The organism is Pseudomonas lalkuanensis, assembly GCF_008807375.1.
Lineage (GTDB): Bacteria > Pseudomonadota > Gammaproteobacteria > Pseudomonadales > Pseudomonadaceae > Metapseudomonas > Metapseudomonas lalkuanensis.
This window is the reverse complement of the sequence record NZ_CP043311.1, coordinates 5,742,843-5,756,248: the sequence shown is the minus strand read 5'-3', so window position 1 is coordinate 5,756,248 and position 13,406 is coordinate 5,742,843. Positions and strand designations below refer to the sequence as shown.

The following is a 13,406-nucleotide window of genomic DNA, read 5'->3' as shown; positions in this document are numbered from 1 at the left end:
TGGCAGCGGGGCAGGAGGAGAGGCGTGATGCCTGCTCCTCCCCGGGGGCTCAGCGTGGCTGCCGCAGGCACTCCGCCAGGGCGCTGCGCCAGTCCGGCAGGCTGACGTGCCAGTCCTGCGCCAGTTTGCGGCCGTCCAGGCGGGAATTCAGCGGACGCTTGGCCGGCGTTGGATATTCGCTGGACGGAATGGGCACCAGGCGCCCACACGGCTTGCCGGCGGCTTTCAACTGCTCGCCGATGGCGCTGGCGAAACCGAACCAGGAGGTTTCGCCCTGATTGGTCAGGTGATAGACCCCCCAACGGCGATTGCCCGCCTGCCACTGCTCGATGAGTTCGAGCGTGGCCTGGGCGATGCTGCCGGCCCAGGTCGGCGCGCCGATCTGGTCATCCACCACGCGCAGCTCCTCGCGCTCCTGCAGCAGGCGCTGCATGGTGAGCAGGAAATTGCGTCCGTGCATCGAATAAACCCAGCTGGTCCGGAGGATCAGGTGCTGCCCGCCGACGGCCTGGATCGCCTGCTCGCCGGCGAGCTTGCTGCTGCCGTAGACGCCCAGCGGATGGGGCGGGTCGGCCTCGTTGTAGACGCCGTCTTTGGAGCCGTCGTAGACGTAGTCGGTGGAATAGTGGATCAGCGGAATGCCGAGGGCTGCCGCTTCCTCGGCGAGCACGCGAGGCGCCGTCGCGTTGATAGCGAAGGCGGTGTCCTGGTCGTTCTCGGCCTGGTCCACCGCCGTGTAGGCGGCGGCGTTGATCAGCAGGTCGGGAGACAGGGCGCGTACTTGTTGGCGAATCCGCTCAGGGTTGGCCAGATCGAGCTGATCGCGACCCAGGGCGATCACATCCGCCTTGTCGGCAAGGGCGAGCTGGAGCTCCCGCGCTACCTGGCCGCTGTTGCCGGTGATGAGGATATTCATGCGAACAGGTCCGCGTCCTTGAAGTTGACGCCGGCCTTGTCCTTGGCGGACAGCTGCGGCGCCTCGACCAGCGGCCAGTCGATGGCGAGATCCGGATCATCCCAACGAATGCAACGCTCGTGCTCAGGGGCGTAGTAGTCGGTGGTCTTGTAGAGGAACTCGGCGTATTCGCTCAGCACCAGGAAACCGTGGGCGAAGCCTTCCGGTACCCAGAGTTGGCGCTTGTTTTCGGCGGAGAGATGGACGCCGACCCAGCGGCCGAAGGTCGGGGAACTGCGGCGGATGTCTACCGCGACATCGAACACTTCACCCTGAACGACTCGCACCAACTTTCCCTGGGCCTGTTGCAATTGGTAGTGGAGGCCGCGCAGGACACCGCGCTGGGAGCGCGAGTGGTTGTCCTGCACGAAATCGCGCTGTATGCCGGTCACTTCGGCGAAGGTGCGGGCGTTGAAGCTTTCGTAAAAGAACCCGCGTTCGTCACCGAACACTCTGGGTTCCAGGATCAGTACGCCACGGAGTGCTGTGTCTACCACTTTCATTCGATTTCACCTGCCAGCTTGTACAGATACTGGCCGTAGCCCGTTTTTCCAAAAGCCTTGGCCTGGCTTATCAACTGAGTCTTGTCGATCCAGGTGTTCTGGAAGGCGATCTCTTCAAGACAGGCGACCTTCAGGCCTTGGCGATGCTCGATGGTCTGCACGTACTGGGCTGCTTCCAGCAAGCTGTCGTGGGTGCCGGTATCGAGCCAAGCGAAGCCGCGACCCAGACGCTCGACGTGCAGATCGCCGCGGTTAAGGTAGGCATTGTTGACATCCGTGATCTCAAGCTCGCCACGTGCCGAAGGTTTCACGGCCTTGGCGATTTCAATCACGTCATTGTCGTAGAAGTACAGGCCGGTGACGGCGTAGCTGGAGCGAGGCTTCACCGGCTTCTCCTCGATGGAGATCACGCGATTGGAGTCGTCGAACTCGACAACACCAAAGCGCTCGGGATCGTTGACCCAGTAGCCGAATACCGTCGCACCGGAAGCATTGCTTGCGGCGCGCTTGAGCTGATCCGAAAAGTGCTGACCGTGGAAGATGTTGTCGCCCAGGATCAGGCAAACCGAGTCGTTGCCAATGAATTCTTCGCCAATGAGGAAGGCCTGCGCCAGGCCATCGGGGGAGGGTTGGATCGCATAGCTGATGGCAACGCCAAACTGGCTCCCGTCTCCCAGCAGATTGCGATACTGCGGCAAATCGTGGGGTGTGGATATCAGCAGAATCTCGCGAATGCCGGCGAGCATGAGTACCGACAACGGATAGTAGACCATCGGTTTGTCGTAGATCGGCAGCAACTGCTTGGACACCCCCAGGGTGATCGGATGCAGTCGAGTACCGGAACCACCGGCGAGAATTATCCCTTTCATGCTGTTGCCCCCAGTCTTTCTCGTTGATAACTGCCGTCCTGAACGCGTCGGCACCATTGCAGATTATTCAGATACCACTCGACGGTCTTGCGCAGGCCGGTCTCGAAGGTCTCGGCCGGCACCCACCCGAGCTCGCGCTCGATCTTGCTGGCATCGATGGCATAGCGCAGGTCGTGGCCCGGACGGTCCTTGACGAAGGTGATAAGGTCTTCGAAGCGGGCGATGCCGGACGGCTTTTGCGGCGCGAGCTCCTCGAGCAGGCCGCAGATGGTGCGCACTACGTCGAGGTTCTTCTGCTCGTTGTGGCCACCAATGTTGTAGGTCTCTCCCACCTTGCCGCGAGTGACCACTTCCACTAACGCGCGGGCGTGGTCTTCAACGAACAACCAGTCACGGACCTGCTGGCCGTTGCCATAGACAGGCAGCGGTTTGCCTTCGAGGGCGTTGAGGATGATCAGCGGGATCAGTTTCTCAGGGAAATGGTAAGGGCCATAGTTGTTGGAGCAGTTCGTCAGCAACACAGGTAGACCGTATGTGCGATTCCAGGCGCGGACCAGATGGTCGGATGCGGCCTTGCTGGCGGAGTAGGGCGAACTGGGGGCATAAGGCGTCGTTTCCGTGAACAGATCGTCAACGCCATGGAGGTCGCCGTAGACCTCGTCAGTGGAAATGTGATGAAACCTGAATGCCGCCTTGCGCTGGTTGTCCAGTCCAAGCCAGTAGGCCCGGACGCTCTCAAGCAGGCTGTAGGTGCCGACAATGTTGGTCTGGATGAACTCAGCGGGACCATCGATGGAGCGATCCACGTGGGATTCGGCGGCGAGGTGCATCACCGCATCAGGCTGGAAGCTCGCCAGCGCAGCACCGACGGCAGCACTATCTGCGATGTCGGCCTGCAGGAAGCCATAGCGGGGATTACTGGCAACCGACTCAATGGATTCCAGGTTGCCCGCGTAGGTCAGCTTATCGATGTTAAGCACTTCGTGCTCAGTGCCAGCGATCAGATGGCGGATTAGCGCGGAGCCGATGAATCCGGCTCCGCCAGTAATAATGATTCTCATCTTAATTTTGCTCGTGCTGATACGGAGACTGGAAAACCGGTGAGGGCAGCCAGTTTCGTTTTGCTGTTGGGCAGGCGTAGACGCACCGGCAAGGGCGAAGTCGCACTAACCTTGGGGCAGGTCCGGCGGGCGATCATGGTAGCATAGCGGCCGCTCCTGAAGACGTTCTGTCGGGACAGGTTGACAGCAAACGGCTGTAACAGGCTTTCTGATGGTTATTACGTGGTAGGAATCGTGCAGCTCAGACAGGGCTTTGCGTCGAAGCAGTGAGAGCGTTTGTTCAAGAAATAATTGGTATATCTAAAAAGTACTGATATGTGTTTACCGCCTGCGCATTTAATTTAACGACGCTCCGCGTAAATCAGGAGAGTGCATGGCTGATGTTTCTAGGGAAGAACCTTTTCGCGCAGTGCAAAATTGATCTTGAAGTGCATTCAGAGCGCTGTTCATAAGTTATCGGTGTGACTGATAATTTTTCGTTGTCTAGATGAATTACGAGTTTTATTCCAGGAGAAATGCGGAGCGCCAAGGGAATGTGCGGCGTGTTCTTGTTCGACGCCATGGCAGTCGTCCTGTGTCGCGAAACAAGATTTTTCCTGAGCGCTGTCAGGCGGTGCCGCTGGCGCTGATTTAGAGCCTCCGAGGCAGATTTAAGTTTGGCTACTATCACGCTTTTTGTCTGGGAGACTGTGACAGCCCACGCGCGACGGATCGTCCCGGAGTTTCTTGATGCATCCGGCATGGATCGTGCTGGGGTTCACGGTTGTGCGCTGATAAGAAGGATCTGCGGATGAGTTTTCAACTGAAACAGTTGGCGTGGAATATGGGTGTCGATCAAAAAAATGCTTCCGTACCCTGTCCGGTTATGGAGAGCAGGGTAGCGATCCTGCTTTGCACATACCAAGGCCAGCGGTATCTGTCGGAACAGTTGAGTTCGATTGAGCAGCAGAATCACAAGAACTGGATTGTGTGGGCTTCGGATGATGGCTCGCATGATAATACCCAGGCAATACTTGAGGACTTCCAGAAGCGGTGGGGCAAAAGTCGGGTGTCGATTCAGTCGGGGCCGGCGGGTGGGTTTGCTGCGAACTTTCTGTCGTTAGTCTCAAATGTTGACGTGCGTGCGGACTATTATTCGTTTGCTGATCAAGATGATATATGGGAACCGGTCAAGGTGCAGCGAGCGGTCGGCTGGTTGCGCAGCATCCCAAGCCATATCCCAGCGCTGTATTGCGCGAGAACAACCCTGGTGGATGAGGCGAATCGTGAAATTGGATTCTCTCCCTTCTTTGGCAAGCCTCCTTGTTTTGCTAACGCCTTGGTCCAGAACATAGGTGCGGGTAACACCATGGTGTTCAATGAGGCGGCTCGTAATATTCTGCGTCGTGCCGGTGATATCGATGTGGTTTCTCACGATTGGTGGGCATATTTGGTCGTCAGTGGGTGTGGCGGTAAGGTTTATTACGATCCAAGTCCTTCGCTCCGCTACAGGCAGCACGGTCGGAATCTGATCGGAAGCAACATGAGTATCTGTGCCCGAGCTGCGAGAATTCAGATGATGTTCGCTGGCGTCTTTCGCGAGTGGAATGACAGGAATGTGCGTGCTCTGGAGAAAGTTCGCGATGAATTGACGCCGGAAAGCAAGAGAGCACTTGATTTGTTTCTTGAGGCAAGGGCAGGGAAATTCCTACCGAGAATCAAAGGGTTTCTCAAGTCCGGAGTACATCGCCAGACCTTTTTGGGGAACATGGGTTTAATACTTGCAGCTGTGTTTGGGAAAATATGAGTCAGCGCATGAGGCGAACGGCGGCATCGTTTCTTCGGGTGTTGTTGTATTTTTTAATAAAGCTGGTTTCACGGATTATCTCTTTGGCGTTACTTCATATTCAAGCACTTGGCGTGGGTATGGAGTGTCGAAAGATTTCTAGTGAAAACAAACGCGCGTGTGGGTGGGGTCGTTAAATTGAAAGTGGCGGCTGGTTATTTTTCGTACCTTGTGTCTCATTCAAGATCAATAGTTGAGATGGTCTGGAGTGAGTTCAATAATAAGTATCTTGCGTCCTACCTTGGGTTGTTCTGGGCATTCGCGCAGCCCGTCTCCCTCATTGTCGTTATATGGTTGGTTTTCGAGCTGGGACTTCGCCAGTCGAATGATAATGGGACTCCCTTTCCACTGTGGCTCGCTACTGGCTTGCTGCCTTGGCTTTTCTTGGTTGAGTCGGTAAATGGATGTTGTAACTCCATAGTGGGAAAAAGGTTTCTCGTGCGTCGTGTGGCTTTTCGCATCAGCTTATTGCCGATAATAAGTGTCTTCGTGGCGCTTATTGTCCACCTAGTGCTGATTGTTTTGCTTCTTGGTGTTCTCGCGCTGATGGGGTTTGGGCCAAGTATCTATTGGATTCAGATACCTTACTTCATGCTGTGTGCACTCGTGCTCGTTCTTGGGAGTGGGTGGCTTATTTCCTCGCTTATGGTTTTCATTAGCGACATTAAATACCTTGTGTCTATATGTATCCAGTTTGGCTTCTGGTGCACTCCTATTGTCTGGGGGCTGGGGCGGCTTCCTGAAAGGTTTCAAGTTATTGCCTTTGTAAATCCCGCAGCTTACATAGTTGACGGCTACAGGAAGTCCCTGCTCGGACAGGAATGGTTTTTCTCTTCCGGCTGGGTTCATACCCTCGCTTTCTGGATGTGGGCAGTTATTGTCGCGGTTATTGGTGTCACCGTTTTCCGCCGGCTTCGACCACACTTTGCAGATGTAATATGACAAGCAGTGATGATGTTGTTATATCGATTAGCGGTCTGCGCAAGTCGTATAAGGTTTATAGCAAGAATATTGATCGTCTTAAGGAGGCCCTTGATCCGAGGCGTCGAATCTATCACAAAGAGTTTGATGCGCTGAAAGGGGTTGGGCTTTCCATACAGCGGGGGGAGATTGTCGGGATACTTGGAAGCAATGGGAGTGGGAAAAGCACCCTGCTCAAGATCGTAGCCGGAGTACTTCGTCAGTCAGCAGGGAAGGTCAAGGTGAATGGATCGGTTTCTGCACTGCTGGAGTTGGGCGCAGGTTTCAATCCGGAGCAGAGCGGACTGGAGAACATTTATCTCGCGGGCGTCTTGCGTGGGGTACCTCGCAAGGCAATGAGCAAGAAGCTTGATGAGATTGTAGAGTTTGCTGACATCGGTGAGTTCATTCACCAGAAAACAAAGTTCTACTCAAGCGGAATGTTCGCCAGGCTTGCATTTTCTGTATCCATCCATGTGGATCCGGACATCCTTATTATCGATGAAGCACTAAGTGTGGGCGATGCCGCTTTCAAGAGGAAGTGCTTTTCCAAGCTGGAAGAATTTCGAAAGTCAGGAAAAACCATTTTGCTAGTGTCGCACTCTGAGGCGGCGATTACCGAGATGTGCAACAGAGCTGTTCTGATTGATCGAGGAGAAGTACTGGCGGATGGTCCGGTAAAGGAGACGATCGCCTGTTATCTCAAGCTAATAAACGCGAAAGGTGAAAAACGAAAGGAAATTCGGGATGGGATTGTTGCTGGTCAAGCGATTTCGCCAGCCGCAAGTCCGCCCAAGAACAGCACCCCCGCCGCAGCTCAACCGCAGCGAGCAGTTGACGCTGAGGAGCTTTTTCTGGAGGGGCTACGCCCGAAGAGTACGGTTGAGTACCCTTCGGAAGGCGCTCGATTGCTCAACGTCAGGATTGAAACTCTGGATGGACGGAGGGTCAATCGACTGGTGCATGGCAAGCGATACCGATACGTGTACGAGATTGAATTCCACTGCTTATCCCAGAATGTTTCCTTTGGGATGATGATCAAAACCACTCAGGGTACCGCTTTGTGTGGGGGGAGTTATCCGCAGAAAGGTGCCTGGATTCGTGAGGTTGGAGCCGGAGAAGTCAGAGCGGTGACTTGGGAGTTCGACTGTCTGCTAGAGGAGGGGACTTACTTTACGAATTGTGGGGTAATGGCCGATCGGGAAGGGGGGCGGAGCTACCTCCATCGGATCTTGGACGCATACATGTTTCAAGTTGCACCCCGCGCAGATCGGATCACAACAGCTTGGGTTAATCTCGGTCTGACCGCAAGATATGATGAGAAGGTAGTGACATGAGGAAGTGCTTGCTTGTCCTGGGGATGCATCGAAGCGGAACCTCCGCCATGGGCGGGGCACTGAACTGCGCAGGCGTCTCCATGGGGCGAGAGTTGCTGGGTGCCGCTGCCGATAACAAAAAGGGATACTTTGAAAGTAAAGCGATTCAGGTATTCCATGACCGGCGTCTTCTGCCCCGAATTGGCCGTGATTGGAAGTCTGTGTCACCACTCCCCGCAGCGGGATGGGAGTCTAGCGAAGCTGTGGCCGATCTGGTGGCCGAAGCCAAGGAAATCGTTCTAGACGAATTCGGCGACTCAGCTCTTTTCGGCATAAAGGATCCTCGGATTTCTCTGCTCGCTCCCTTCTGGATGAAAGTTCTGAATGAACTTGGGATCAGTGTTTGTGTAATCATCCAGTATCGTCACCCTATCGAAGTTGCGGGGTCCCTGTTGAGCAGGAACAAAATGACTATCGAGCAGGGAGTGGCTCTCTGGCTGGAACATGTCATAAATGCAGAGAGATTTACCCGCAATGTTCCAAGGGTATTCACTCACTATCAGGATCTGCTAGATGATCCTGCTGCCATGCTGCAACGGATCGCCAAGGGTCTCAAAATTGAATGGCCGAGTCCGGCCGACGAAACAGCAGCGAAGCTAGACAAGTTCGTCGAAAAAAACCTGCGTCACCAGTTGAGCGTGGGCGAGCAGAGCATCAGAGAGTTGCCGGAGATAGTTTCCAGGATCTATTCCGCGCACATGCTTGCAATTTCTCAAAGTTGCAACGAAGACATTGTTCTAGACGCCTTCGACGAGTTGAACCTCGCCTATGAAAGAGCCCAGAAGTTCTTCAGTGACGCTGCCTTGTTGGCCGGCCTGCGTGAGGCAGAGCTCTTCTACGATGAAGGAGAAGGGTTCAGCCAGTCGAGGCGAGATAGCCGGTACTTTTCTGTGGATTCAAGTGACAGGGTGTCGCTCGAGTTTGACCTTCCCAGCAGCGGAGTCGTCGACGTCAGGCTTGATCCCTGCTCGGAAAGTGTAATTGCCGAGTTGTGTGATGTTGAGCTGGTCTATGACGAGCGCCCTGCGGAAAGTATCAAGAAGTATATAAGAACGAACGCAGCGTATCGTTGGGGCGATGTGTATTTCTTTGCTGGAGGCGACCCGCAGATAAGGTTCAAGGGTCTGGCACAGGAGCACTTTGATGGTGCTCGCAAGGTTCGCGTGAGTTTTGATGTTCTTCAGAACGGCGACCGTTCCGAGAGAATAATCTCTCCGGTTCATTACCTGTTCTCGGAAGTAAGAAAGCACCAGAAGGAACTCGAAGAGGTTCGGGTTGGGCAGGAACGGTTGAAGTCTGAGAGGGACGTCGCAGTCAGCGAAAGAGCTTCCGCAGACGGAGAACTCTCCAGACTTTCCAAGGAGCAAATCGCGCTGGAAGGGCGCGTTGAGCTGTACAAGACGAAGTTCGAGCAGGCGCAAGAGCAGAACTTGAGCGAGCGCGCGGCCAGTCAACTGCTGCGTGAGCTCATTCAGGAGAAAGATCGTTCGCTACAACTGGCGGTGAATCTGACGAAGGAGCTCGACCTGGCCGCTACCCAAGCGCGAGCTACTGCTGCGGCGAAGGAAGCGGAGGTCGAGCAGCAGAAAATAGAGAATCTCCAACTGGGCACTGAGCTTGAGGCTGCTCAGCAGATGCATCAGCACGTCATCGAAACCAACCAGAATTTGATCGATGCCAACGCGGTTCAACGTGAAGAGCTGACCGCCTTGAATGAAGCCCGCTTTCGTTTGAGTGCTTCGCTTGAAAGTTTGCAAGGTGCGTATCAGCAGGAGCTCGATGGCAATGCAGAGCTTAAGCAAGCGCTAACCACTCTACAGAATGAGTCGAAGAAAACTGAGGCTCTGCTGCTGGACTCTCGTTCAGAATCCGAGGGGCGCGCGCAGCAGCTTAGCCAGTGCAAGGACGAACTGGCGCTTTTGAAGAAGGATATTGATGCGCGCGAAAAAATGATGCAGGAAACTTCGTTCGAGTTACAGCGCGCTCGTGCTTTATTGCATGAAACAATGGAAGAGGCGGATAAGCTGCGGAGCAGATTGACACGAGTCGGCTTGAGCAGAAGTTGGAGATATACCCGATTCCTTAGGAGAATATTAGGGAAGAAGGGGTGATGGAATGAACTACGGTGTGGGTCAAATGCGCGAATATATACGTAAAAAACGGATAGAGAAAAGTGGGCTATTTGATCCGCATTTCTATGTTTCGACATACACAGATGTCGTCGAAAGTAATCTTGATCCACTTTCTCATTATTACTATATAGGGTGGAAGGAGGGGCGTAGGCCAAACCACTACTTCGACACGAAGTGGTATTTGGCAAGATATCCGGATGTAGCGCGCACCGGCGTGAACCCGCTTTATCACTATGCAATGTATGGGATAAAAGAAGGACGATACCCCTCTGGCGAATTTACAGGACGAAAAGCACCGAAAGCGCATGAGTTGGCCGCCCATAGACCTGCATTTCAGAGGCGCTCCACTGGGGACGTCAGTTGTGTTGTAGCGGCACCAGCGGTCGCTAAGCGAGATGAGCTTGCAAGCGGCACCGCGGCTCTTCCAATCGCTGGCAAGAACATGGCCATTTATGTCCATGTTGCCAATGCAGATGACCTGGCTCTTGTGATGCCGCTTCTGGTCGATCAGTCCGATCAATACCGCATCTATCTTTCCGCCGACAGTACCCACTACTCGGCTGTCGTTGAGGGCGCGAAGAAGATATACACGGACATCAGGGTGTCCGAGTTGGCACAAGGGCGGAACTGGTGGAGCTTGTTGCTGCCTCTGCTGAAGGCGGACCGGATGGAGTTCTTCTGCTGCCTGAGTACCCAGCAGCTCCGCACATGGCAGGATCAGGGCCTCAGTCGCTCGCATCAGGAGCGGCTGATCGCCCTCAGCTTCCAGGGGTTGATCGGTTCCAAGGCAGTGCTTTCGAACGTCGTGGATGCCTTTGCGCAAAACCCCGATGTCTGGCTCATTGGCTCTGCGCTGTTCCACCGACCCATGGCCGCCGCAAGGGGCTTTGATCCCGCGGCTGCTCATCCGATTCTGGATCGATACTCTTCCAGCCTGGCGGGTGACTGGGGTTATTTTGCGAACCATATGTTCTGGGCGCGAATCGGCTTGCTGGAGGCGCTTGCGGAGCTATTCAAGGGCGTATCCGAGGCTTCGGATCTGGAAGTCGCGGGTGCAGTAAGCCTGCTGCCATTGTTGTCGGGGAAAAGAGTCGCGCTGCTTCACGCGTTCGATCGCTCGACCCGGGCTCATGGGATAGAGATACCGCAATCTGGCGATGTCCCGTATACGAGCAGCTTGAAGAACACCATCATTCAAGAAATGAACTTGGGGCAGGACTACGACAGACTTTTGTCGAGCTCCATGGTTGATCGGGAGTTCTATCGAACCCAGTGCGACCAGAGCCAGTTCGAAAATTATGATGCGGTACTCCACTATCTCCGATTCGGTGCGCATCTGGGGCTGGACCCCTGCAAGAGTTTTTCTACTCGGAAGTACCTCTGGCGTTATCCGGATGTCGCACGAGCTGGGGTGAACCCCTTGGTTCACTACATAAAGTATGGAGCGAACCGTCAGGCTTCTCCCGTCTTGTCCAGCTCCCGGGGTGATGGTCGATATCGAGTCTTCGTGTCTTGCTGGTTGAAGAACAAGGAGTCGATACACGACGGGCTACTGGAACTCTCCGAAAGGTTACTGGCCGATGGAGTGAGGACGACCTTTGTCACCAATGCTGCGACCTTGCTTTCGGAGCCAGGGGTCGAGGCGCTGTCGACGGATTTCCTGATTTCCAACCTGTACCCCAAGTTGTCTTCCTGCAACGTCAGTTTTCCCGATTGGTTGACAGAGATTGTCGAGATGACGAGGTGTTGGGAAGAGGTAATGATGACGTCGGAAGGTGCGCGGGCAGACGTTGGCATCGAGGCACGAGTCAGATCCGCTTACGCTTTCTGGAAAGTGCTGTTTGAAGAGTTCAAGCCGCGGATGATGCTTATCTGGGGCAGTACCGCGCCGCTGAGCAAGCTCCACTATAGGCTCTGCCTGGATCTTTCCATTCCTTCGTTGATTGTTGAGCGCGGACATTTCCCTGGAACCATTTCGATTGACCTGCTTGCTCAGTTTGGGCGAGGCGGAATCAATCTCCGACCTCACTCCGCCCTGCTCGCCAACGTCAATTGTTCGGAGAGTGACATTCATCACTATGCCGAGTGGGTGCGCAAGAATCAGGAGTCGCCCTATTCGAGCAAGAACTGCAAGGAGAACGTAGAGGAACTACTGTCTACCTTCCGTGCCGAGCAACGGAAAATCGTCCTGTTCATTGGCGTCAACGATCTGGGTTCGGGCACAGCTTATGCGGGACGGGCGGGAGTGGAGGAACACTCAAAACTGTTCAGTTCCTCCTTGCAGGCGTTCCATGCGGTCAGAGATGCGCTGCGCGCTATCGATCCAAAAGCGGTTCTCATGTTGAAGCCGCATCCGTCCGACAAGACGAACTATTCCGCTCTACTTTCGGATGGGGATGTCTTGGTGGACTCCCATAACATCAACCCGCTCATCGTCGCGGCCGATGTTTGTGTTTCCCTGTCCACTACGGCACTGGCCCGTTGCATGCTCGAAGCAAAGGCGACCTTGAATATCGGAATATCCGATATCAGCATGAAAGGTGCTGCCTATGAGTGCTCGAGCCTGACCGATATTCCTGTACAGCTCAGGGCCGCATTGCACGGAGAAGGGCTCGAGGAGCGTAGCCGGAAGGGCTTTGCGTTTATAAAATATATATTTGAAGAGCAGTTGGTTGGTGTCGACGAAACCACTCCTGCGAGACTCGGCATAAGAGATCTGAGTGAGTTCATCAGTGGCCGGATAGCGTCGAGCCCGGTCATGAGTAAAGTTGATGGGCGACTGCAGGGACGGCATCTGCTTCGCCGACTCTTCAATCCTGCCAATCCCATCTTCTACAAGGAAGACTACAGTACCGCTGGCTTGAAGCCCTCTCGTGGTGTGGATGTGGTCATTCCGGTGTACGGTGACGCTGCTATAACCAAGGCATGTATAGATAGTGTGCTCTTGGCCAGGGGGCAGGATGATTACCGAATAGTCGTGATCTTCGATGCCAGCCCTTATGAGGACGTCAAGGCCCTGCTGGAAGACTATCGTTCAACGGAAGGCGTTGTCGTGCTTTTCAATCCCGTTAACGTGGGATATCCCGCTACAGCCAACAGGGGGATGGCCTACTCGCAAGACAGGGACGTCATTCTGCTCAATAGCGATACGCTCGTTACCCCTGGGTGGGTAAGCAGGCTGCAGCGCCATGCGTATTCGTCGGACGAGGTTGCCACTGTTACGCCGTTCTCGAACAATGCGTCCATTTTTAGTCTTGCAGACTTCCCGCGAGGTGCGGAACTCCATGGCGGTCTCGAGGAAGTCGCGAGGGTGAATGAGGCACTGGTTTCTGCCGGCGGCGATACGATCGAAGTGCCAGTGGGGCACGGCTTCTGCATGTACGTGAAGCGCACCGCGGTACGGGAATTGGGCTTCTTCGACGAAATTCTATTTGGGCGGGGCTACAGCGAGGAAGTGGACTTTTGTCTGCGCGCCCGCAGTCTCGGCTTCAAGAACGTCTGCGCTACAGATGTGTATGTCGGCCATGTAGGTGGAGTGAGTTTCGCAGACACCGCCAATGCGCGGAAAGTGGCGGCTCGCAAGATAATCTCGGATAAATTCCCGGACTATTTTCCCGAGATCAAGAAGTTTGTGAGTGCGGACCCGTTCGCCAGCTACAGAAAGCTGGTTTGAAATAGCCATTTTTGACGTTGAGTATTCTTGGTCGTGTTATTTGATCTCCGGC

Annotated in this window: 9 protein-coding genes; 5 read left to right on the top strand and 4 right to left on the bottom strand. The window is 54.6% G+C overall.

What is annotated here, in order from left to right:
* Positions 1-49 precede the first annotated feature (49 nt).
* From rfbD to rfbB, 4 genes are read right to left on the bottom strand one after another with little or no spacing between them, the layout of a single operon-like run.
* Positions 50-916 (bottom strand): dTDP-4-dehydrorhamnose reductase, encoded by an 867-nt coding sequence (gene rfbD / locus FXN65_RS26445; RefSeq protein WP_151138081.1) that lies wholly within the window; start codon positions 914-916, stop codon positions 50-52.
* Complete coding sequence (rfbC, locus tag FXN65_RS26440; protein WP_151138079.1) at positions 913-1,458, bottom strand: dTDP-4-dehydrorhamnose 3,5-epimerase; 546 nt, start codon at positions 1,456-1,458, stop codon at positions 913-915. Before rfbC ends, rfbD begins: the two co-directional genes overlap by 4 nt.
* Positions 1,455-2,327 carry a glucose-1-phosphate thymidylyltransferase RfbA gene (gene rfbA, locus FXN65_RS26435; RefSeq protein WP_151138076.1) on the bottom strand — a complete coding sequence of 291 codons (873 nt, stop codon included), beginning with the start codon at positions 2,325-2,327 and terminating at the stop codon, positions 1,455-1,457. The genes rfbC and rfbA overlap by 4 nt, the downstream gene beginning before the upstream one ends.
* The gene (rfbB, locus tag FXN65_RS26430; RefSeq protein ID WP_151138073.1) at positions 2,324-3,388 is read right to left on the bottom strand and encodes a dTDP-glucose 4,6-dehydratase; all 1,065 of its coding nucleotides are present in this window, start codon (positions 3,386-3,388) and stop codon (positions 2,324-2,326) included. Before rfbB ends, rfbA begins: the two co-directional genes overlap by 4 nt.
* A 790-nt stretch (positions 3,389-4,178) precedes the next feature.
* Here rfbB and FXN65_RS26425 point away from each other — a divergent pair.
* The 5 genes from FXN65_RS26425 to FXN65_RS26405 all read left to right on the top strand — a co-directional run bounded on the left by FXN65_RS26425 (position 4,179) and on the right by FXN65_RS26405 (position 13,354).
* Positions 4,179-5,174 carry a glycosyltransferase family 2 protein gene (locus FXN65_RS26425; RefSeq protein WP_244620701.1) on the top strand — a complete coding sequence of 332 codons (996 nt, stop codon included), beginning with the start codon at positions 4,179-4,181 and terminating at the stop codon, positions 5,172-5,174.
* Positions 5,175-5,315: 141 nt separating this feature from the next.
* Positions 5,316-6,155 (top strand): ABC transporter permease, encoded by an 840-nt coding sequence (locus tag FXN65_RS26420; RefSeq protein ID WP_151138070.1) that lies wholly within the window; start codon positions 5,316-5,318, stop codon positions 6,153-6,155.
* Entirely contained in the window at positions 6,152-7,510 is a 1,359-nt protein-coding gene (locus FXN65_RS26415) for an ABC transporter ATP-binding protein (RefSeq protein WP_178119402.1), read from the top strand. Before FXN65_RS26420 ends, FXN65_RS26415 begins: the two co-directional genes overlap by 4 nt.
* Before the next feature lie 47 nt (positions 7,511-7,557).
* Entirely contained in the window at positions 7,558-9,660 is a 2,103-nt protein-coding gene (locus FXN65_RS26410) for a hypothetical protein (RefSeq protein ID WP_151138065.1), read from the top strand.
* 4 nt (positions 9,661-9,664) lie between these two features.
* Positions 9,665-13,354 (top strand): glycosyltransferase family 2 protein, encoded by a 3,690-nt coding sequence (locus FXN65_RS26405; RefSeq protein WP_151138063.1) that lies wholly within the window; start codon positions 9,665-9,667, stop codon positions 13,352-13,354.
* Positions 13,355-13,406: the final 52 nt, after the last annotated feature.

Coding starts and splice junctions, on each gene's coding strand:
- rfbD (WP_151138081.1), bottom strand. CDS start 916: ATGAATATCCTCATCACCGGCAACAGCGGCCAGGTAGCGCGGGAGCTC.
- rfbC (WP_151138079.1), bottom strand. CDS start 1,458: ATGAAAGTGGTAGACACAGCACTCCGTGGCGTACTGATCCTGGAACCC.
- rfbA (WP_151138076.1), bottom strand. CDS start 2,327: ATGAAAGGGATAATTCTCGCCGGTGGTTCCGGTACTCGACTGCATCCG.
- rfbB (WP_151138073.1), bottom strand. CDS start 3,388: ATGAGAATCATTATTACTGGCGGAGCCGGATTCATCGGCTCCGCGCTA.
- FXN65_RS26425 (WP_244620701.1), top strand. CDS start 4,179: ATGAGTTTTCAACTGAAACAGTTGGCGTGGAATATGGGTGTCGATCAA.
- FXN65_RS26415 (WP_178119402.1), top strand. CDS start 6,152: ATGACAAGCAGTGATGATGTTGTTATATCGATTAGCGGTCTGCGCAAG.
- FXN65_RS26410 (WP_151138065.1), top strand. CDS start 7,558: ATGGGCGGGGCACTGAACTGCGCAGGCGTCTCCATGGGGCGAGAGTTG.
- FXN65_RS26405 (WP_151138063.1), top strand. CDS start 9,665: ATGAACTACGGTGTGGGTCAAATGCGCGAATATATACGTAAAAAACGG.